The organism is Chitinimonas lacunae (genome assembly GCF_042650885.1).
Lineage (GTDB): Bacteria > Pseudomonadota > Gammaproteobacteria > Burkholderiales > Chitinimonadaceae > Chitinimonas_A > Chitinimonas_A lacunae.
In genome coordinates, this window is sequence record NZ_JBHSBU010000001.1 from 3999299 (window position 1) to 4018261 (window position 18963).

21 protein-coding genes are annotated in these 18963 nt (G+C 63.8%); 5 read left to right on the forward strand and 16 right to left on the reverse strand.

Annotated features, from left to right (window positions below; all coding sequences use genetic code 11):
- Positions 1–7: 7 nt before the first annotated feature.
- The 5 genes from kdsB to ACFOW7_RS17170 are packed head-to-tail and all read right to left on the reverse strand — an operon-like array spanning position 8 to position 3019.
- Positions 8–793: a 3-deoxy-manno-octulosonate cytidylyltransferase gene (gene kdsB / locus ACFOW7_RS17150; RefSeq protein WP_378166583.1), complete on the reverse strand. Its 786-nt coding sequence runs from the start codon at positions 791–793 to the stop codon at positions 8–10.
- Positions 790–975 (reverse strand): Trm112 family protein, encoded by a 186-nt coding sequence (locus ACFOW7_RS17155; protein WP_378166585.1) that lies wholly within the window; start codon positions 973–975, stop codon positions 790–792. Before ACFOW7_RS17155 ends, kdsB begins: the two co-directional genes overlap by 4 nt.
- Before the next feature lie 6 nt (positions 976–981).
- Positions 982–1983 (reverse strand): tetraacyldisaccharide 4'-kinase, encoded by a 1002-nt coding sequence (lpxK, locus tag ACFOW7_RS17160; protein ID WP_378166587.1) that lies wholly within the window; start codon positions 1981–1983, stop codon positions 982–984.
- A 3-nt stretch (positions 1984–1986) separates the two neighbouring features.
- A complete protein-coding gene (locus ACFOW7_RS17165) occupies positions 1987–2400 on the reverse strand; it encodes an ExbD/TolR family protein (RefSeq protein WP_378166589.1) in 414 nt (137 codons plus the stop codon).
- Positions 2401–2413: 13 nt separating this feature from the next.
- Positions 2414–3019: a MotA/TolQ/ExbB proton channel family protein gene (locus ACFOW7_RS17170; RefSeq protein WP_378166592.1), complete on the reverse strand. Its 606-nt coding sequence runs from the start codon at positions 3017–3019 to the stop codon at positions 2414–2416.
- A gap of 377 nt (positions 3020–3396) precedes the next feature.
- Between ACFOW7_RS17170 and xseA the strand changes: the two genes are divergently transcribed.
- Positions 3397–4752 (forward strand): exodeoxyribonuclease VII large subunit, encoded by a 1356-nt coding sequence (gene xseA / locus ACFOW7_RS17175; protein WP_378166594.1) that lies wholly within the window; start codon positions 3397–3399, stop codon positions 4750–4752.
- A gap of 250 nt (positions 4753–5002) precedes the next feature.
- Here the strand turns inward: xseA and ACFOW7_RS17180 are convergent, their stop codons facing one another.
- From ACFOW7_RS17180 to ACFOW7_RS17200, 5 genes are all read right to left on the reverse strand, one after another.
- The gene (locus ACFOW7_RS17180) at positions 5003–5755 is read right to left on the reverse strand and encodes a substrate-binding periplasmic protein (protein ID WP_378166596.1); all 753 of its coding nucleotides are present in this window, start codon (positions 5753–5755) and stop codon (positions 5003–5005) included.
- A gap of 138 nt (positions 5756–5893) precedes the next feature.
- Complete coding sequence (gene recG, locus ACFOW7_RS17185) at positions 5894–7918, reverse strand: ATP-dependent DNA helicase RecG (protein ID WP_378166598.1); 2025 nt, start codon at positions 7916–7918, stop codon at positions 5894–5896.
- Between the two features lie 105 nt (positions 7919–8023).
- The gene (locus ACFOW7_RS17190) at positions 8024–8563 is read right to left on the reverse strand and encodes a L,D-transpeptidase family protein (protein ID WP_378166600.1); all 540 of its coding nucleotides are present in this window, start codon (positions 8561–8563) and stop codon (positions 8024–8026) included.
- A gap of 9 nt (positions 8564–8572) precedes the next feature.
- A complete protein-coding gene (tsaA, locus tag ACFOW7_RS17195; protein ID WP_378166603.1) occupies positions 8573–9268 on the reverse strand; it encodes a tRNA (N6-threonylcarbamoyladenosine(37)-N6)-methyltransferase TrmO in 696 nt (231 codons plus the stop codon).
- Positions 9265–10143, reverse strand: a complete 879-nt coding sequence (locus ACFOW7_RS17200; protein WP_378166605.1) for a Rossmann-like and DUF2520 domain-containing protein — start codon at positions 10141–10143, stop codon at positions 9265–9267. Before ACFOW7_RS17200 ends, tsaA begins: the two co-directional genes overlap by 4 nt.
- Positions 10144–10230: 87 nt before the next feature.
- Between ACFOW7_RS17200 and ACFOW7_RS17205 the strand changes: the two genes are divergently transcribed.
- Positions 10231–10740, forward strand: coding sequence for a glutaredoxin family protein (locus ACFOW7_RS17205; protein WP_378166607.1), 510 nt, complete (start codon positions 10231–10233; stop codon positions 10738–10740).
- Between the two features lie 329 nt (positions 10741–11069).
- Here ACFOW7_RS17205 and ACFOW7_RS17210 read toward each other — a convergent pair whose 3' ends face one another.
- Positions 11070–12776, reverse strand: coding sequence for a COG3904 family protein (locus ACFOW7_RS17210; protein ID WP_378166609.1), 1707 nt, complete (start codon positions 12774–12776; stop codon positions 11070–11072).
- A gap of 317 nt (positions 12777–13093) precedes the next feature.
- On the opposite strand from ACFOW7_RS17210, the gene ACFOW7_RS17215 reads away from it, so the two are divergent.
- Together ACFOW7_RS17215 and ACFOW7_RS17220 are read left to right on the forward strand one after the other, a co-directional pair.
- The gene (locus ACFOW7_RS17215) at positions 13094–14050 is read left to right on the forward strand and encodes a GlxA family transcriptional regulator (protein ID WP_378166611.1); all 957 of its coding nucleotides are present in this window, start codon (positions 13094–13096) and stop codon (positions 14048–14050) included.
- A gap of 51 nt (positions 14051–14101) precedes the next feature.
- On the forward strand, positions 14102–14464 hold the full coding sequence (locus ACFOW7_RS17220; RefSeq protein ID WP_378166613.1) for a response regulator: 363 nt from the start codon (positions 14102–14104) through the stop codon (positions 14462–14464).
- Between the two features lie 34 nt (positions 14465–14498).
- On the opposite strand, the gene ACFOW7_RS17225 is transcribed toward ACFOW7_RS17220, so the two are convergent.
- Positions 14499–15278 (reverse strand): M90 family metallopeptidase, encoded by a 780-nt coding sequence (locus tag ACFOW7_RS17225; protein ID WP_378166615.1) that lies wholly within the window; start codon positions 15276–15278, stop codon positions 14499–14501.
- Between the two features lie 138 nt (positions 15279–15416).
- Here ACFOW7_RS17225 and ACFOW7_RS17230 point away from each other — a divergent pair, with 138 nt between their 5' ends.
- Positions 15417–15842 (forward strand): DUF3617 domain-containing protein, encoded by a 426-nt coding sequence (locus ACFOW7_RS17230; protein WP_378166617.1) that lies wholly within the window; start codon positions 15417–15419, stop codon positions 15840–15842.
- Between the two features lie 143 nt (positions 15843–15985).
- On the opposite strand, the gene ACFOW7_RS17235 is transcribed toward ACFOW7_RS17230, so the two are convergent.
- The 4 genes from ACFOW7_RS17235 to ACFOW7_RS17250 form a co-directional block, all read right to left on the reverse strand.
- Positions 15986–16774 (reverse strand): HvfC/BufC N-terminal domain-containing protein, encoded by a 789-nt coding sequence (locus ACFOW7_RS17235; RefSeq protein ID WP_378166619.1) that lies wholly within the window; start codon positions 16772–16774, stop codon positions 15986–15988.
- A complete protein-coding gene (gene bufB / locus ACFOW7_RS17240) occupies positions 16771–17604 on the reverse strand; it encodes an MNIO family bufferin maturase (RefSeq protein ID WP_378166621.1) in 834 nt (277 codons plus the stop codon). Before bufB ends, ACFOW7_RS17235 begins: the two co-directional genes overlap by 4 nt.
- A gap of 68 nt (positions 17605–17672) precedes the next feature.
- Positions 17673–17924: a BufA2 family periplasmic bufferin-type metallophore gene (gene bufA2, locus ACFOW7_RS17245; RefSeq protein WP_378166623.1), complete on the reverse strand. Its 252-nt coding sequence runs from the start codon at positions 17922–17924 to the stop codon at positions 17673–17675.
- Positions 17925–18221: 297 nt separating this feature from the next.
- Complete coding sequence (locus ACFOW7_RS17250; RefSeq protein ID WP_378166625.1) at positions 18222–18935, reverse strand: hypothetical protein; 714 nt, start codon at positions 18933–18935, stop codon at positions 18222–18224.
- Between the last annotated feature and the right edge of the window lie 28 nt (positions 18936–18963).

The following is an 18963-nucleotide window of genomic DNA, read 5'->3' on the forward strand; positions in this document are numbered from 1 at the left end:
GCGGCGGCTAGTCGTGCAGGCTGGCCCAGCGGGCGCGGACCCGCTCCAGATCGGCCGGCGTATCGACGCCGGCTTCGGGCGCGCTATCGACGACGGCGACACCGATCGGATGACCGTGCCAGAGCACGCGCAGTTGTTCAAGGGCTTCGCCGCGTTCCAGCGCGCAGGATTCGAGCGTGCGGTAGCGGCGCAGAAAACCGGCGCGATAACCGTAGATGCCGATATGCCGGTAGACCGGTAGGTCCGGAGGCAACGCATCGCGCTGAGGGTCGAAGGCGGCGAAGGCGTCGCGGGCGTATGGAATGGGCGCCCGACTAAAGTAGAGCGCACGCCCGATGCGGTCAAGCACCACCTTGACGGCGTTGGGATTGAACAGCTCGGCCGCTTCGCGGATCGGATGACAGGCGGTGGTCATCGGCAGATCGGGCTGTCCGAGCAGCATGGCGGCCACCTGATCGATCAGCGCCGGCTCGATCAGCGGCTCGTCGCCTTGCACATTGATCACCACGGTATCGTCATCGAGGCCGAGCAGGTCGACGGCCTCGGCCAGTCGCTCGCTGCCCGATTCGTGGTCGGCGCGCGTCATCAGGGCGCGATGGCCGTGCTCGCTGACCGTATCGAAAATGCGGCGGTCGTCGGTGGCGACATGGACCTGCCGGGCGCCGCTCAGGCTCGCGCGTTCGACCACCCGGACCACCATGGGTCGGCCACCGATATCGGCCAGCGGTTTTTCCGGCAACCGCGACGAGGCAAGGCGCGCTGGCACCAGGACCACGAAATCGGTGGCGCTCACGACGGCACTTCCTCCTCGGCGGCCAGTTCGCGCGCTTCGCTTTCCAGCATCACCGGGATGTCATCCTTGATCGGATAGGCGAGGCGGTCGCCGCGACAGACCAGTTCCTGGCGGGTGCGGTCGTAGTGGAGGGGGCCCTTGCAGATCGGGCAGACAAGGATGTCGAGCAGTTTGGCGTCCATCGGGGCTCACAAAGGCGGTGGCGGTAAACGCGCCAGCAGCCAGTCGGCGAGATCCGGTGTGACCTCGGCCGCGACCGGCAGCGCCCAAATTTTACCATCGTCTCCTGCTGCTGCGGCCAACGATTCCAGCTTGACCGCGTCCTTTTCGGTGGTGAGCACGGTACGGCCACGCCAGCGTGCCAGGTCGGCTGCGCAGTAGGGATGATGGTCGGGATAGGGAAACGCTTCGAACTCCAGGCCGGCTGCGCGCAAGGCCGCGAAAAAGCGCGGGGGATGGCCGATACCGGCCACCGCAGCGAGCGGCTCGCCCCGGAAGGACTCAAGTGGTCGTTGCTGTTCGGGACGATCGATCCGATAGGGCATGTCCGACCGCAACTGCATGGCAAAGCCGGCCCGATGTTGTGGCAGCCCGGCAGGCCAGGCGCCGCCGTTGATGACCACTGCATCGACCGTTCCAAGCCGGGCCGGCGGCTCGCGCAGCGGGCCGGCCGGTAGCAGCCAGCCATTGCCGAGGCCGCGTTGGCCGTCGATCACCGCAATCTCGATATCGCGCGCCAGTCGGTAGTGTTGCAGGCCATCGTCGCACAGGATCACGCTGCAGCGTGGATAGGCCACCAGCAAGGCGCGGGCGGCCGCGACCCGGTCGCGGCCAACAAAGACCGGTACGCCGCTGTGGCGGGCCAATAGCAGCGGTTCGTCGCCAAATAGCTCAGCCGGACCGCGTGGGTCAACTTCGGCCACGCCGTCGACCCGGCCGCCATAGCCACGGCTGACCACGGCCGCAAGATGGCCGCGCGCGCCAAGGGCGCGCGCCAGGTAATGGGTAAGGGGGGTTTTGCCGGTGCCGCCGACGCTGATATTGCCGACCACCACCACCGGGACCGGCAGCCGCTCGCTGGTCAGCCAAGCGCGCCGGTAGGCCAGCCGCCGCGCCGCCGCCAGTCCGCCAAACAGCGCAGACAGCGGCAGCAGCGGCCAGGCATGCCGGCCTTGCCAGAGTCGGGTCAAGCCTTACTGCGCCGTCTGGGTGGCGAAGGTCAGGCGACCGTAGCCGGCCAGACGGGCCGCTTCCATCACATTGACCACCGCTTGATGGGCGGCATTGCTGTCGGCGTTGATCACCAGCACCGGGTCCTGGTTCTGTGCCATGCGGCGCAGTTCGGCGGCGAGGCTTTCCGGACCGCTGTAGTTGATGCGTTGACCGTTGATCGCGTACTGGCCGGTCGCAGTGACGCCGATTTGCAGCTCCAGCGGCCGCGATTCGGTCTTCGAGGCGTCGGCCGTGGGCAGGGTGATCTTCAGTTCGGCGAACTTGGAATAGGTCGTCGTCGCCATCAGAAAGATCAGGATGACCAGCATCACGTCGATCAGCGGGATGAAATTGATTTCCGGTTCTTCCCGGTGGCGCCCGCGGCGGAAGTTCATCGGTGCTCTCCGCTTAGTTACGTTCGCCGTGGACGATCTCGACCAGCTTGATCGCCTGCTGTTCCATCTCGACCAGGAAGCTGTCTACCTTGCCGCGGAAATGACGGTAGAACACCAGGGCCGGTACGGCCACGATAATGCCGAAGGCAGTGTTGTAGAGCGCCACCGAGATACCGTGGGCCAGCGCCGTGGGGTTGCTGCCGGTCGGCGATTGCGAGCCGAAGATCTCGATCATGCCGATCACGGTGCCGAGCAGACCCAGCAGCGGGGCAGCAGTGGCAATGGTGCCAAGGGTGGTGAGAAAGCGTTCGAGTTCGTGGGCGATGGCGCGGCCGGTTTCCTCGATCGACTCCTTCATGATTTCACGCGAGCTTTTCACGTTCTTCAGGCCCGAGGCCAGCACGCGGCCCAGCGGGGAGTTGGCCTGCAACCGCGACAGCATATCGGGCGTGACGCCAGTTTTTTTGTATTCCTGCACTGCCAGGGCTAGCAGGTTGTCGGGCAGGATCTGCGATTTACGCAAGGTGACAAGACGTTCAACGATAATGGCCAGGGCCACGACGGAGGCGAAGATGATGACAAAGATCGGCCAGCCTGCCGCTTGAATGATCGCGAGCATGTAAAAAGTCCTGCGGGGAGACGAAAAATCGCATAACTTTAGCCGCTTGTCATGAGAGCGGCAAGGTCGATGCGAAGCCATCCTGAACAGGGTCTGGCAGGATTCGCTCCGTTTGCTCAGTGATGGCCGTAAATCTACGTCGCATCTGAGGAAAACGGCGTTGTCCACACGGGCTGTGGATAAGTTTGTGGAGAAGCCGCAAAAAACGACCGCCAAGCCCCACAAGACGCGCCTCGGATTAGTCTGCCCAAAAAAGCGTCTAAAATAAAATTCCTTTTAAATCAACGTCTTGACCTGGTGTTGTCAAGTTGCTGCAATCGAGCCGGATAAAGCATTTGCTCCGGACTGTTGCTGTGGATGAATCGAGACGCCTGTTTATGTCAGCCACTTTGTCAAGCTCTTCCGTTGTCTGGTCGGTCAGCGAACTCAATCGCACGGTCAAAACTCTGCTTGAGCGGGAGTTGCCGCTGCTGTGGGTCAGCGGCGAAATCTCCAATCTGACCATCGCGGCCAGCGGCCATCTGTATTTTTCCCTCAAGGATCAAGGCGCCCAGGTGCGCTGTGTCATGTTCCGCGGCCGTGCCGGTCTGTTGCCTTTTCGACCACAGGAAGGGCTGCGGGTCGAGGCGCGTGCCACGGTGACGCTGTACGAGGCACGCGGCGACTATCAACTCAATATCGAAGCGATGCGCCTGGGCGGGCTCGGTGCCCTGTTCGAGGCCTTCGAGCGGCTCAAGGCCCGGCTGGCGGCCGAAGGGCTGTTTGCGGCCGAACGCAAGCGCCCGCTGCCTTTCCTGCCGCGTCGGGTCGGGCTGGTCACTTCGCCCCAGGCTGCCGCGCTGCGCGATGTGCTGAGCACGCTCAAGCGGCGCGCGCCCTATCTCGAACTGGTGCTCTATCCCACGGCCGTTCAAGGCAACGGCGCCGCCGAGCAGATCGCCGCTGCCATCGCAACGGCCGGGGTACGCAATGAAGTCGAGGTGCTGATCGTCTGCCGTGGCGGCGGCAGCATCGAGGATCTATGGGCTTTCAACGAGGAAGTGGTGGCACGCGCCATCGCGGCCTGTCCCTTGCCGGTGATCAGTGGTGTCGGCCACGAAACCGATTTCACCATCGCCGATTTTGTTGCCGACCAGCGCGCACCGACCCCTACCGCCGCCGCCGAAATGGTGGCGCCCGAGGCAAGGTTGCTGCTGGCCCGTCTGGCGCAGAGTCGTATGCAGTTGCAAAGCGCCCTGCGGCGCCGGCTCGAAGTGCGCTGGCAACAGCTCGACTTCCTGGCGCGGCGGCTGGTCCATCCGGGCGAGCGCCTGCGGCGGCGGGCAGAACGGATGCAACTGCTGGGCGAGCGTCTGCAAAATTCGCTGACCCGTCTGCTGGAAACCCGACGCTGGCGTCTGGCCCGGCTCGATGATCGGCTGCGCCATGGCCGGCCCGATCTGTCGCGGCAGCGCGAGCATCTGGTCCGCGTCGAGGCCCGGCTGACCCTGGCGCTGCGTCTGCGGCTGGAGCGCGAACGCGCCCGGCTGACGCGCGATACCGCCCGGCTTGCGGCGCTTGACCCCAAGGCCGTGCTGGCCCGCGGCTACAGCCTGATCGAAGGCGCCGATGGCCGACTGGTGCGTTCTGCCACGCAACTGCATCTGGGCGACCGGCTGCGGCTGCGACTGGCAGAAGGGGAGGCCGGGGCGGTGGTGGCGGAGTTGGCGCCTGATCAGGGGAATCTGTTTTGAGGGGGGAGGAGGGGAGAATGAAAGGGAGAGTCTGGAGTTTTTGATAATTTTCTTTTAAATGCGGCTTCCTTTATTGAAGGGGATTTGCTGGAATTTTGTATCCATCAGCATTTTCCTCTCCCCTACGTCTCTCTAAAGCCTCTCCGGACAATCCATCGTCAGCGTGTCCCGACCCCGAAGCGCCTGCACCTAGCGCTTGATCAGACTTGGTGACGGCGCCGATCTAAACGGAAATGCCTTAACTGTCGCCTCACTGGCTGCCATAGATGCGCTTGGGCAAATAAGGCGCCATCTGTTTTTCCATCTCTCCCTCGCGCTGCACCTGGACCACGGCCTGACGCAGCCGCTCGATCCGTTGCGGATCGAGTTTGGGGTTGGCGAACACCCACACAGGTGTCGTCAGAAAAGGGAAGGGTTCTGCCATGGTGAACAGGGCTTCGGGTTCGTCACGCGCGGCATAGAGCAGGCCGTAGCGTTCGGCGCACAGCCCGTCGAGCCGTTTGGCCACCAGCATGCGCAGGCCCTGGCCGTATTCGGACAGTTCATAAATCCGTACTCCCGGCACCCGTGCCACGGCTGGGCAACTGTCTTTCAGCCGCCCCAACTGTTTACCGGAAAAGTCGTTCAACTGTCGCGGTGCCAGCCGCGAATCCTTGTGATAGACGATCACCCCTTCGAACTGCCAGACCTGACCCAGCCTGATCAGCCCCATATCGCGGTCGAGGCTGCGACTGGAGATCGCCAGATCGAGCTGGCGCCGCTGTAGCAGGGCATAGAGCCGGGCGGTAGGCAGGAGTTGATTGTCGGGCGCTTCCTGGGCCAAGGCGGCGATGCGCTGGCCCAGACCGTAGAAGGCGCCTTCGGCCTGGCCGGTTTCGCTGCGCAGGCCAAAGGGCGGGATATCGAGCGTGCCGATCCGCAGCGGCGCCTGTGCCTGGGCAAGCAGTGCCGCCAGGCCGAGCCAGCAGAGGAAGAGGAGGCGGAACAGACGATCGAAGCCCATGACAACATCCTAGCAGGATGCGGGACGGGCTTCGACCGGGACGTGGAGAAAAGGAAGGGCGAGCCGTAAGTTTTGGCTTAAAACATCATTTTTGTTCTTATATTGCCATATATCCTTGCAGGCGTTTTTCCTAAAAATTTAAGTTTTCAGCAATTCCTCTCGTCCGGCCAGCCAACGCTGCAAATGCGCCTCGGCTACCGCTAACTGGCTTTGCAGCAGTTGTTCGGCGACATCGCGGGCTTGTTCGAGGATATCGGTATCGCGTTCGAGATCGGCAAAACGCAGCATCGGCGCGCCCGACTGGCGGCTGCCCAGGAATTCGCCCGGGCCACGGATACGCAGGTCTTCGCGGGCAATCACAAAGCCGTCGGTCGATTCGTAGATCGCCTTGAGTCGCTGTTTGGCGGTCTCCGACAGCGGAGCCGAGTAGAGCAGCACGCAGTTGGATTCGCCACCGCCGCGGCCGACTCGGCCGCGCAACTGGTGCAACTGGGCCAGACCCATACGTTCGGCGTGCTCGATCACCATCAGCGTGGCATTGGGCACATCGACGCCGACCTCGATCACCGTCGTGGCGACCAGCACCTGGAGCGTGCCGGCGACGAAATCGGCCATCACGGCGGCTTTCTCGGCCGGTTTGAGACGGCCATGGACCAGACCGACGCCGAATTCGGCCAGTTCCTCGGCCAGTTGGGCGTGAGTATCGATCGCTGTTTGCAACTGGAGTGCCTCGGATTCCTCGATCAGCGGACAGACCCAGTACGCCTGCCGGCCTGTGGCGCAGACAGTACGTACATAGTCGACCATTTCGTCACGGCGGGCGTCCTGGACCAGTCGGGTACGGACCGGGGTGCGGCCAGGCGGCATCTCATCGATCACGCTGACATCGAGATCGGCGTAATAGCTCATCGCCAGGGTGCGCGGGATCGGGGTGGCCGACATCATCAACATATGCGGACTGCCGCCCTTGTTGCGCAGCGCCAGCCGCTGGTGGACGCCAAAGCGGTGCTGCTCGTCGACGATGGCCAGACCCAGTCGGGCAAAGCCGACCGACTCCTGGAACAGGGCATGGGTGCCCACGGCCATCTGCACTTCACCGCTTTCGATCCGGGCAATCGTGGCGGCCTTGGCTTTGCTCTTCTGCGAACCGGCCAGCCACACCACTTCGATGCCAAGCGGGGTCAGCCAGTCGGCCAATTTGCGGTAATGCTGCTCGGCCAGGATTTCGGTGGGTGCCATCAAGGCGGCCTGATGGCCCGATTCGATCGCCACCAGCGCCGCCAGTGCCGCCACGATGGTCTTGCCGCTGCCGACATCGCCCTGGAGCAGTCGCTGCATCGGATAGGGCGAGGCGAGATCGCGGCGGATTTCCGCCAGTACCCGCTGCTGTGCGCCGGTCAGTCCGAACGGCAATTGGGCGAGCAGCGACTCGCTGAGCGTCCCGGTCGGCGTCAGCACCGGCGCCGTGCGCTCGCGTCGCCGTTGGTAGGCAAGCCGCATCGACAGTTGCTGGGCCAGCAGCTCGTCGAACTTGAGCCGCAGCCAGGCCGGATGGACCCGTTCGGCCAACTGGCGCTGCGCCACCTCGGGCGGTGGCTGGTGCAGCAGCCGGACGGCGCGTCCGAAGTCTTCCAGATCGAGCCGCTCGACCAGTTCGGCGGGCAGGGTGTCATGAAGCGAACAGGCGGCCAGGGCATCCTGGATCAGCCGGCGCAAGGTGGGCTGGCTCAGGCCGCTGACCGTCGGGTAGACCGGGGTCAGCGCATCGGGCAGCGCGGTGCCGGCGCTGACCACCCGGATTTTCGGGTGGATCATCTCATCGCCATGGAAGCCGCGTCGTATCTCGCCCAGCAAGCGGACCCGGTTGCCGACCGCCAGCAACTGCTGCTGGCTGGGATAGAAATTGAGCAGCCGCACCCACAGCTCGCCCGAATCGTCGATCACCCGCGCCAGCAATTGCTTGCGCGGCTTATAGCTCACCTCGCTATGGGCCACGCTCGCCTCGACCTGGACGCTGGCATGCATCGGGGCGTCGGCGATATTGAAGATATGGGTTTCGTCTTCGTAGCGCAGCGGCAGATGCAGCACCAGGTCGAAAGGCTGGCGGATGCCCAGCTTTTCCAGCCGGGACACGGTGGCCTTGGGCAGCTTGGTGAAATCCATCAGCCCACCTGCCCGGCGGCGCGGGCGCGGCGGCGGTCCCAATAGCGGAAGGTTATGGCGGGATTTTTGTTCATTGGCCCCAATTATGGAGCAAATCCGTGGAAGTCAAGGCCGAATTTCGATAGCCGTGCCGTTGCGGGTATTGCGGTACAGCCAGTCGATTTCCTCATTGGTCAAGGCGATGCAACCAAGCGTCCAATCGACCTGATGATGTGTGCTGCTCAAGCGCCCCAGCTCGACCCCGAGGCCATGAATCATGATCTGACCGCCTGCCTGGCCGTTGGGGCAGGCGCTGCGGGCGGCCTCGATATCGGCCCGACGGGGATAGCTGATATGCAGGGCGCGGTGGAACGACGATTGGCCCAGATCGAGTCGGCTATCGATGGTAAAGCGGCCTTCGGGTGTCCGTTTGTCGCCTTCGCAACGTTTGGGCCCGACCGGTTCGCGCCCCAAAGCCACACGGAATTGTTGGACTGCCACCCCATTCTGGTAGGCGGTAAGCCGTCTGGCCGATTTCTCGACCAGGATAAAGTCGATTTCCGCCTCCACCCTGTCTGTTCCCGGCCGGAAGTCGAAGGCGAAGTAGGCGGCCAGGGCGGCTATGCTGAGTCCGAACATGGCCGAGAGAAGATAACGACGTTTCATCCGAGCAAATTATGCGTAATTGATTTCGTGGACCACGGCGCCACGCTGATCGCAGCGCCAGCGGATATTCAGATCGTACAGGCGCATGCCGTAGTCGCGTGCCGGGTCGTCGGCATAGCCAGGACGCGGGTCTTGGGCCAATACTTCGCGGATCAGTTCACGCAGATGCGGATGGCTCGGCGCCAGTTCTTGCAGCATGGCGTCGGCTTCCAGCGTGAACGCCACCGGCAGCGGATCGGCTCCGGTATCGGCGTAGCCGCTGTTGGCACCGACGACGGCGTCGGCGTAGGCCAGATAGGGCTTGATATCGAGTACCGGTGTGCCGTCGAGCAGGTCGGCGCCACCCACCCGCAGGCTGACGCCATGGTCGGTATCGATGCCAAGCAGCTTCACGACACTCAATCCCACCGGGTTGGGCCGGAAAGTCGAGCGGCTGGCAAACACGCCGGTTCTGGCATTGCCGCCGAGCTTGGGCGGCCGCACGGTCGGACGCCAGCCCTGGTCGGCGGTGCCGTGAAAGACGAATACCAGCCACAGATGGCTGAAGGCTTCAAGCCCACGTACCGTATCGGGATGGTCGAACGGCGGCAGCAGCCGCACCACGGCTTCGGCCGACGGGGTCAGACCGGGCTGGCGCGGAATGGCGAACTTTTCCTTGAAGCAGCTCTCGACCTGGGCCACCGCCTGTAAGGTCCATTGGTTCATCGGGTGTCTCCAGCGAGCGCCTGGGCCATCCTGGCGCGGGAGGACGGGTCGAGCGGGGCGAGTTCGAGGGCGAGTTGGCCCAGTGCGCGGTAGGCATGGCCGCTGGCCGGGTCGAGCCGGGCCACGGCGGCGCCCTGGCTGGCGACGGTCGCGCTGTCGCCGCGGGCGACCGGGCCGGTCAATGCGGCGCGCGGACCGACCCGGCCGATATTGGCGAGCGTTGCCTGGATCAGTGGCTGCAATGCCGCCCAGCCAGTCGCCCGCTCGACGCCGGCAGCTTCGAGGCAGCGCTGTGCGGCTTCCATCAGGGCGACCAGATCGTTGCAGGCAAACACGGCCGCTGCATGGTAGAGCGGCTTTTGGGCGGCATCGAGGGTAAAGCGGCGGGCACCAATGGCATCGAACAGCGGTCCAAGCCGCGCCAGGGCGGCAGGGTCGCCTTCGCAGCCGCAGTAGCAGCCGGCAAAATCGTGTAGCGCCTGGCTTGGCTCGGCAAAGCTCAGCAGTGGATGGACGCTGGCAATCGCGGCACCTCGGTCGCGCAGCGGTGCCAGCAACTCGGCCGGACGTGAGCCGCTGGCGTGGAACACCACGCTGCCGGCCAGGGAAGGCCGGCTTGCTGCCAGCTCGGCAGCCACGGGCGCCAGCAGGTCGTCGGGGGTGGCGAGCAGGATCAGCTCGGCCGGGCCAAGTTCAGCCAGACTGGCGGCACGGCCGGCACCGATAAAGTCGATCGCTGCGGCGCTGGAATCGGCATGACGGGTGACGATCTGGTCGACCTGTACCTGTCCCGCCGCCTGCCACAGTCGCGCCAGCGTGCGCCCCAGTCGGCCGGCGCCGATCAGATGAAGTCGCGGAAGTGTGAGAATTGGCATCTGCTGATTATCGCATGGCGCACGGTATCGCCGCCGCGACGGTGCAGGTTATAATGACGCTGTAATTTTTGTCGGAGGGCAGAGCCCATGAAACGCCTCGCTATTGTCATTGCCCTGCTGGTGCCCTTCGCGCATGCCGCAGGCAAGGTCTACAGCTGGAAAGACGCCAACGGCAACGTGATCTATTCCGATCAGCCGCCACCAGGCCAGAAGGTCGAAGAGAAGGCGGTCAAGACCAACAATATCCAGACCAGCGGTGGTGGCTACGAGATGCGTGAAGCCATCCGCAAGAATCCTGTGACCCTGTGGGCCAATAACTGCGGCGAAGCCTGCGATCAAGCCAAGGCGCTGCTGACCAAGCGTGGTGTCCCCTATTCGCTGCGCAACCCCGAAAGCAACGAGCGCGATCTGGAAGAGCTGAAGCGGCTGTCCGGCGCGGCTGTGGTGCCGGTGCTCCAGGTGGGCACCGCCGTCAACAAGGGCTTCCGCGAAAGCTCCTGGCATGCGGCACTCGACGGCGCAGGCTATCCGCGTAGCGCCGATCCGACCGTCAAGGCCGGCCCGAAAGCGGAAGAGAAGCAGCCAGCCCAGAACTGATCTGCCAGATAACTAATAAAAAACGGCCAAATCATTGCAAGATGAGTGGCCGTCTTTGTTTGAAAATTCAAAAATCAACGGTTGGCTGATGGTGGAGCCTGCCACCTGCCTCCCGCTCCGCCTTGAAACCCGCCGTCACTTCCTTCCACCTCCCAAGACAGCTCCAATCAGACTCCCTAGCCCCATCACGCTCTCCCGTTGACGCCATGGCGGAGGTGGAAACAGAAGAAGGTGGTCACCAGGCTGTGGGCGAGCCGGAAATCATGCTTTTTCAATGCGCGGCGACTCCGGCTCGGACATCCATCATGTGCCGACTGCTGCTGTCTGTTTCAACTGCCCGTCTGGGAAGGGGCGAACAGGGTCTTGACCAGTGGTGACAGCTCCGCATCGGGCAGGGTCTGGGCCAGTTCGTAATAGCGCAGCACCAGGCTGCACGCCCGGTTACGATCGACCGGCTCGCCACGGGCAGCGCGGGGGAGTTCATGGATGGCGTCGCCGGCCTCGTGGTAGAGCCGTTCCATCAGGTTCTGTCTGATCTGGGCCACCTGATCAGGGACGGGCGGCACGGCTGGGGCATCTGCTGCCGTGATCAATTCGGCCAGCAGCTCGGTTTCACGCTCGCGTTGCTTGGGGCTGAGGTAACGGCCGTAGTCCTGTTCGTCGTCGCCGCCGAAGGTAAAGGCAAAGCAGAGCCGGGGATCGTGCTGTTGCAGGCTGCGCAGATGCTCGATCTGTAGCGTCAGATAGCGCCGTGCCACCGGGGGAGGAATCCTGTGGAGCTGGTTGATGCCAAGCGTCCACAACTGCGGCCCCAGTTCACCACGGACCGAATCGAGCGGCTCGCCTTGCGCCAGTCCCTTCTGCCAGCGGTCCAGGACACGCTGGTACTCGGCCGGCGCATGTTGCTTGAGTGCCCGATAGACCGGCATACGCAGCAGTTCGGCTTCGAAAGCGCCCGGTTTGTGCTCGGGCAGCATGCCGTAGCTTGAGCCGTCGTTGATTTCCGTCACCACTTCGCTGGCGCGCAACTCGGCCAGCGATGGCAGCCAGATCTCATCGGCGGGGGTGGCGAGGATGCGTTCGACGAAGTGAGGAGCAAGGCCCAGGGTCAGCAGATAGTGGCGTTCCTGCTTGCGCATGGCGGTGGCCAGACTGCCTTTGAGGCCGAGCAGACTTGGCGAGTGAAAGCCCAGCTGGGCGCCTTCGCGCAGGATGCGTTGGTGTCCGCCCAGAAACGCCACGGTACAGGCGCTGAAGCAGCCATGCGGCACAAAGGTGGTGAGGCCGTGGCGATGGATCAGCGCCTGCATCTTGCGGCCCTCGTCGATCAGGCCGCCCTGGCTGTCGAGCTGGACCAGCCTGACCTTGGGATGGGCAGCCAGCGCCTGGGCCAACGCGACATTGGCGCCACGCCGCAGACCGCCGCGCAGGGCGAGTTCGCGGCCCTGGTTCAGGACTTCGATACGGAACGGTGCCAGTCCATCGTCGAAAGCGGTATGGCGAAAGCCTTGCCAGATGCCGGGCAGGCCGATGTCCTCGCTGATGAACTGGATACTCATATGGGCAAACAGCAGCAGTACCGCCATCTGGGCCAGTCGTCCCCAGGCACGGCGCCAGCGCTCGCGGTGCTGCTGGCAATAGGCGCTGGCCGAGCGCCAGATGCCGATGCCGAGCCAGCTCAGAATGGCGGTAGCACCAAGCCAGAGCAGCACCAGTCCGGTGGCGAAGGCGTAGGGGTGGTGAAGCGAGGAGAGCAGGCGGCCGACGGCAATGGCGAGGACGAACAGGACGAGTTGGCAGGCGAAACCGTTGATCCAGAAGCTGACGGGAAGCCCGAGCTGACCGCGCCAGTGCCGCCGCAACCAGCCACCACGCCCGGGGTTTGCGCCAAGCTGGCCGACGGTGGAGCGTTCGCCGCTGCCGCTGCGCCAGATCGGGCAGTCGGGCGCCAACTCACCGCGCCGCAGCAGCAATCTCAGCGCTGCGCTGGAAACCGGGCCTTTACGTCGGCCATCCTTGAGGTAATACCAAGCCATCGTTGCCTGCGCCTGTGCGACCCGGGCTGGACATCCTGCCTGGGCTGGAACTGAGTGTAGCAGCCGGGCCCACTGCCCGGGAAAGCGGGCGACGACGCTGCCTGCTGTGGCGGACGGACAACAGGCCAGCCCAGAACCCGCTGTTGGGCTTATCGAATCTACATCTTCGTTAGCCGATCGCTATGATGAACCCCGAGGGACAGGACGGGGCGACGAACGGTAATCATCCGGCAGAGTTTTTTATAAATAAAAAACTTGCTTCTTGCTTGGATCGTGCTAAATATTGAGCAGTCTTGTTAGAAAAAAAGATGCCTACCATGTCTACCACTGCCACCGAATCCGTCTACTTTCTTTTACTACCTGGCAGCCAGCCCTTCGACTTCGCCGTTCCGGCGCAATTGATCGAGCGGGCGGCGGAGTTGTCGGGTAAGCCCTTAACCCTCCATTACATCGGTCCGAACACCTCGGCCACCATTGCCGGCGCCCTGCCGGTGACGCTGAAATCGCTGCCGGCCAAGCTCGAAGGCCGGGCGACAGTGTTCGTTCCGGCCGCCGGCAGCGATGCCGCCGCCCGTACCGCCGCCCAGCGCTGGCTTGCCACGCTGGGCGGTGATACATCGCTGGTTGCGCTTGGCAACGGCGTGGTGCTGCTGGCAGAAGCCGGCCTGCTGGCCGGTCGCCGCTGTACCACCGACCGCAGCAATATCGCGGCCGTCAATGCAGCCTCCAATACCGTTCAAGTCCTGGAAAACCGTCCGCTGGTACGCGACCGCGACCTGTGGACCTCGCCCGGTGGCGTCAGCGCCGTCGAACTGGCGCTGCGCTTTGTGATCGCCCGCCTGGGCGCCGTGGCCGCGCTCAAAGTGGCGCGTGACTATGGCATCGTGCTGTCGCGCCTGGGCGAAGAATCCGATTGGCCGGTGGCACTGCGTTATCGCAACCACGACAACCCGGTGGTCCATCAAGCCCAGGATCTGCTCGCCGAACAACCCGAGGCCAAGCTCGGCGCCACCGAACTGGCCGGTCGCTGCGGCGTCAGCTATCGCCAACTGGCGCGGCTGTTTGCCGACGAGGCCGGGGTGTCGGTCAAGCAATACCAGCTCGAACTGCGGATCGAACTGGCCCGCCGACTGCTCGCCGACAGCGAAGAGCGGGTCGAGCGTATCGCCGAGCTGTCCGGCTTTGCCTCGGTCCAGGCTTTCCACGCTGCCTGGCGCAGCCGGGAGCGGGTATCGCCGCTGGTCTACCGGCGCTCGTCACGGGTCGCACGCTGAGTCATACGTCCTATGATAAGTTGGTAGGCAGGGACGCTCGGAGGGGGCGGCATGCGCGTATTGATCGTCGACGACAGCCGGGTAGCCCGGCTGTTGGTCTGCGGCTATCTCGAAGAGAGACGGCCAGACTGGCAGCTCGACCAGGCTAGCAGCGGCGTCGAGGCGCTCACGCTTGCCACCGAGCATGCCTACGACTTGGTGGTGCTCGATATCAATATGCCCGGCATGTCGGGCCTGCTGGCCGGGGAGCGCATCCTGCGCGCGTCGGCCTCGATCCGGGTGGCGGTACTGACCGGCAATGTCCAGACCGCCTCACGGCTGCGTGCCGAAGCACTTGGCATGCTGTTTCTGGCCAAACCGGTCAACGATGCCCTGATTGAACGTCTGCTGACCTTTGCCGAGCAGCCCGAATAGGCCGCGTCACTTTCCCTGTTGCCCTGACCCGACTTCAAGACCAGCCGCTCGCCTGATAACCCAACATCTGCAAGCGCCGCCGTGGGTCCTGGCGGTAGAACAGGCTGAGCTGGTGGTAGACCTCGGGATAGCTGTCCGCTAACAAATGCGGCAGTTCGAAGAAGTATTCCGACAGCACCGCAAAGAATTCGGCCGGGTTCTCTGCCGCATACGGGTCGATCTCGCTGTGTTCGCCCCGATCGAGCCGACGGCAGAAGTCGCGGTAGGCGTGCGAGAAGGCCCGGCTCCAATCGGCCCGTGACATGCCGCGATGGAGCGGTGGCATCCCGTTGGGGCGGCCATTCTTCATATCGAGCTTATGGGCGCTTTCGTGGATCACCACATTGTGTCCATCGAGCCGTGGCGCATGGGCGGCATCTTCCCACGACAGCACCATCGGCCCGTCACCGCGGGCTTCGCCCAACAGTATTTCTTCACGTTCCTCGGTGACGATGCCGAAGTCGTCGGTCCAGTCGCCGCTGCGGATAAAGGCGGCTGGGTAGACGATGACTTCGTTCCAGTCGTCGTAGGCCTTGGGGTCGAGTTCCATGATCGGCAGACAGGCCTGGGCGGCAATGCCCAGCCGCATCGTCTCGTCCACTTCCAGTCCGCCCGCGCCCTGGATCGACTTGGTGTTCAGAAACACCCGCATACAGGCTTCGAGCTTGGCTTTTTCGTCGGCATCGAGTCCGCTCAGGAGCGGCATGCGCCGCAACAGACGTGGCCATTGCACTGTGGCAAGCGGATCGGGGCGGCGGCGGAACAGGTTGAACACGTTGCTCTCCGTGAAGGGGACCGCCAGCAGATGACGGCGGAATGACGATAGTCAAGAGCTCGGCTGCGATGATCGGCGAACTTTGAACTAGGATAGTGGAACCGGAACCTGTCCTTCCACCCTGCGGAGCCACTATCCATGCGCCTTATCGCCCTGTTCGCCCTGATTGCCGCCAGCGCTGCCCATGCCGAGCCACAAGCCACACCCGGCCAATGGGAAATCACCACCAAGATGAGCATGAGCGGTGCACAGAAGATGGATATGCCGCCCATGACGGTCAAGTTCTGCCTCAAGCCCGAAGACGCCAAGGACTGGCGCAAACAGACCATGGCCAACGACCAGAGCGGGCAGAATAAGGACTGCAAAATCCTTGAGCAGAACGTCAGCGGCAATACCGTCAAATTCAGGATGCGCTGTGAAGGCAAACAAGCCACCGATATTGCCGGCGAGATCAGCTACCAGCCCAAATCGTTCAACGGCCGCACCACCATCAATACTCAGACCGGTCAGGGCAATATGACCATCCGCAATGAATTCAACGCCCGTCACCTCGGCAACTGCTGATTGATGAAAAAGCTTATTTATATATAAACGCCGCAATAGGTCTTGCGGCGTTTTTTCTTGATATTTGTATTTTGCTGTCCATCCCCTCCCGGGCTTGCCTCGAAGGCTCGGTGGGTCCGGGAGACCGTTCTTGAGGAGGCGGCTTATTCGGCTGACCCCGCATCGAGCCCTATCACCACACCTTCTGCCAGCCAGCGGCCAAGGCTGCCTGCCGCGACGGCCGGGGCCGTGGCTTCAGGGTGATAGTCGAGCAGGGTGGTGCAGGCGACGCCGAAGGCTTGGCCGGCGAGCAGTGCCCGGCACAGTGCTGCCTCATCGGGGGCTTGCGAGCGGTAACGCGGCAGCAGGCCGTCGCGCCAGCATTGCCAGCTCAGCCTGAGCGAATCGGGGCCGGGCGGCGTTTTCCCTTCATCGAGTGCCTGCCAGACCGCTACGCTATTCCAGTGATGGTCGAGTTGGGCAAAGGCCGGATGGAAACGCGGCCGTAGCAACGGCCAGGCGTCATCATCGAGTTCGGTCAGTACGCTCAATGGCAGCGCCGTGGCGTCTGCGGCGTCGAAAGTCAGTCCCAGCGTCCACTCGAACCGCGCCAGTTCCGCCAGCAGCGGCAGTCTGGCGTAAGGAGGCCGGGTCGCCAGAAAGTCGGCCAGCTGCCGGCCAAACCAGCGGATCGAGCGTTGCCGCGATGGCTCGGCCGTGACATAGGCGCGAGTCAGGGCGCTGAAATCCTCGTCACCGAGCAACTGGTGCAGTTTGGGGAAATTGCTGCGCAGCGCTTCTTCGAGCCGCAGCAGATAAGCATCGGCATAGATGGCAAAACGCAGTGCCCGTGGCATTGCCGCCGTTTCGGCAATCGGCGGCCCGGAGGCTTCGTCGCCCAGGCGGATACGGTCGAGCAACTGGCGCTGCAAGGTGGCGAGATCCTCGCTCATGGCAGGACGGCCTCGGTCTCAGGCTGGGCGATGGCGCGGGCCCGGGCCAGTTCGGCCAGCAGTTGGTCGAGCGGCGGAATATCGTCGTCGCGCTCGATCATGGTAGCCACCCCAGGAAAGCGGCCGATGGCCGCCCGATAGAGCGTCCACACCGGCTCGGCGACAGGATGGTCGTGGGTATCGATCAGATGGCCGTCACGCACGCTATGGCCGGCCAGATGGATCTGGCCGATCCGCGCCGGGTCGAGCGCATCGAGATAGACCAGCGGGTCAAAGCCGTGGTTGACGCTGCTGACATAGAGATTGTTGACGTCGAGCAAAATGGCGCAATCGGCGCGTCGGCTGATTTCGGCCAGAAACTCCCATTCGCTCATCTGGTCGGCCTGATAGCTCAGATAGCTCGAGACATTCTCGACCAGCAGGCGGCGACCGAGAAAATCCTGCACGCGACCGATGCGCTCGCTCACATGGCGGACGGTCGCTTCCGTATAGGGCAGCGGCAGCAGGTCGTGCAGATTGATGCCATCAAGGCCGGTCCAGCACAGATGATCGGAAATCCACATCGGCTCGACCTGCCGGGCCAGGGCTTTGACCGAGCTCAGATAGTCGATATCGAGCGGATCGCTGCCGCCCAGGTCCATGGCCACGCCATGGAGCACCAGCGGATAGTCGTGCCGCAGCCGTTCCAGATAGTGAAGCGGACGGCCGCCCGGGACCAGGTAGTTGTCGGTCAGCGCTTCGAGCCAGTCGACGGCGCCCGGGCCGTCGAGCAGCGCTTGATAGTGCTCGGGCCGCAAGCCAAGGCCGAAGCGGGGGACGGGTGAGGACATGGCAATCCTTGCGCGTAAAGATAAAAACCCCGAGGCTGCCCATAGCGACCTCGGGGACGCGAACCGGCTTACTTGTCCTTCAGCACTTTGCCCTTCTTGTCCTTGCATTCCTTCTCGGACGTTTCCATCCAGCCATGGCCCTTGCACTTGTTCTGACCCTTGCAGGCGTGGTCGGCGGTCTTGCAGGCCGACTGGCCCTTGCAACTGTTGATCCCTTCGCATTTGACCTTGGGCATGGCCGGGGCTTCGTTGGCCAGCGTGGGAGCAGCGGCAAAAGCGGCCGCCGCGGCAGCGGCGAGAGCGGAAGCAGCGAATTTCATTGTGATTCTCCTGGTTGCATTGACGGCTGCCGCTTTGTGCGACGCGGCAGCGCGACGACGGACCATCCGTCGCCTCTCCATCATAGGCTCTCCCGGCAGAGCTTCCGGGAAGCGCCGAAGCAAGGCTTCGCAGACTTGGTCGCGTTGGGGGCGAACCGCTTACAGTCGGCAGGAGAAATTTGTTGGGCTGGGGAGGGGAGCAGGACGCAGGGAGTCGGACCGTTTCTCCGAGCCAGGTCCGTGACTTCATCCTCTCCGAGGGCGGTTCAGCGTTGACCCGATGTGCCCCAGGCGAAGTCAGGCCAATTCCTCGTCGTAACCGAACCGACCGCCGCGTTGGCCGGCGCGGGTAGCGTGGCGCCAGCGGCGTAACTGGGCATCGGGCAGCAGGCGGTGCGCCGCCAGATAGAGCGTGAACGGCGCAAGCCCGCTCGACCAATGCAGGCCACGGATGCCGGCAAGCTGTAGCTGATATTCGCTTTGCCGTCTGGGCGCGAGCCAGCCATCGAGCCGGCCGCTCAGCAGGTGGTGCAGACCTTCCTCAGGATGGGCGAACGGCACCGGTGCCGCATAGCCAAGATGACCGGCGAGTTCCATGCCGCCGCTATGGTGCAGCGTGCCGACCAGCGGGTCGCTGTCGCGCTCGATCGGCCGGAACGACACGATCACCCATTCGTCGGCCATCAAGGGCGCCAGCCAGAGGAAATGCGATTCGAGTTCCAGCGTGCGCTCAAGCGGAAACACCAAGGTGAACGGCGACAGATCGGCCTGCGCCAGCGCCTGTTCCCACGGCAGCAGCTCGATCGGGTCGGCGAAACTGGCGAGCTTGGCCAGATCACGGGCGGCATTGAGGGCCGGGCCGTCGCTGCCCTCGGGGCTGCGGTAGACATAGGGTGGAGAGAGCGCGGCGATCAGACGGGTGGTTTCCCGATGCGGCTGGGCCAGCGCGGTCCAGGGCAGCGCGGCGAACGCAGCCAGTTGGCATAGGGCGCGGCGACGGTGCGGGTCCATGGCGACCTCCGACAGCAAGCGAGGTTTT

Excerpts from the sequence above, each read along its gene's own strand:
- ACFOW7_RS17155 (WP_378166585.1), bottom strand. The coding sequence starts at position 975 with ATGGACGCCAAACTGCTCGACATCCTTGTCTGCCCGATCTGCAAGGGC.
- ACFOW7_RS17165 (WP_378166589.1), bottom strand. The coding sequence starts at position 2,400 with ATGAACTTCCGCCGCGGGCGCCACCGGGAAGAACCGGAAATCAATTTC.
- ACFOW7_RS17170 (WP_378166592.1), bottom strand. The coding sequence starts at position 3,019 with ATGCTCGCGATCATTCAAGCGGCAGGCTGGCCGATCTTTGTCATCATC.
- xseA (WP_378166594.1), top strand. The coding sequence starts at position 3,397 with ATGTCAGCCACTTTGTCAAGCTCTTCCGTTGTCTGGTCGGTCAGCGAA.
- ACFOW7_RS17180 (WP_378166596.1), bottom strand. The coding sequence starts at position 5,755 with ATGGGCTTCGATCGTCTGTTCCGCCTCCTCTTCCTCTGCTGGCTCGGC.
- recG (WP_378166598.1), bottom strand. The coding sequence starts at position 7,918 with ATGGATTTCACCAAGCTGCCCAAGGCCACCGTGTCCCGGCTGGAAAAG.
- ACFOW7_RS17190 (WP_378166600.1), bottom strand. The coding sequence starts at position 8,563 with ATGAAACGTCGTTATCTTCTCTCGGCCATGTTCGGACTCAGCATAGCC.
- tsaA (WP_378166603.1), bottom strand. The coding sequence starts at position 9,268 with ATGAACCAATGGACCTTACAGGCGGTGGCCCAGGTCGAGAGCTGCTTC.
- ACFOW7_RS17200 (WP_378166605.1), bottom strand. The coding sequence starts at position 10,143 with ATGCCAATTCTCACACTTCCGCGACTTCATCTGATCGGCGCCGGCCGA.
- ACFOW7_RS17205 (WP_378166607.1), top strand. The coding sequence starts at position 10,231 with ATGAAACGCCTCGCTATTGTCATTGCCCTGCTGGTGCCCTTCGCGCAT.
- ACFOW7_RS17210 (WP_378166609.1), bottom strand. The coding sequence starts at position 12,776 with ATGGCTTGGTATTACCTCAAGGATGGCCGACGTAAAGGCCCGGTTTCC.
- ACFOW7_RS17215 (WP_378166611.1), top strand. The coding sequence starts at position 13,094 with ATGTCTACCACTGCCACCGAATCCGTCTACTTTCTTTTACTACCTGGC.
- ACFOW7_RS17220 (WP_378166613.1), top strand. The coding sequence starts at position 14,102 with ATGCGCGTATTGATCGTCGACGACAGCCGGGTAGCCCGGCTGTTGGTC.
- ACFOW7_RS17230 (WP_378166617.1), top strand. The coding sequence starts at position 15,417 with ATGCGCCTTATCGCCCTGTTCGCCCTGATTGCCGCCAGCGCTGCCCAT.
- ACFOW7_RS17235 (WP_378166619.1), bottom strand. The coding sequence starts at position 16,774 with ATGAGCGAGGATCTCGCCACCTTGCAGCGCCAGTTGCTCGACCGTATC.
- bufB (WP_378166621.1), bottom strand. The coding sequence starts at position 17,604 with ATGTCCTCACCCGTCCCCCGCTTCGGCCTTGGCTTGCGGCCCGAGCAC.
- bufA2 (WP_378166623.1), bottom strand. The coding sequence starts at position 17,924 with ATGAAATTCGCTGCTTCCGCTCTCGCCGCTGCCGCGGCGGCCGCTTTT.
- ACFOW7_RS17250 (WP_378166625.1), bottom strand. The coding sequence starts at position 18,935 with ATGGACCCGCACCGTCGCCGCGCCCTATGCCAACTGGCTGCGTTCGCC.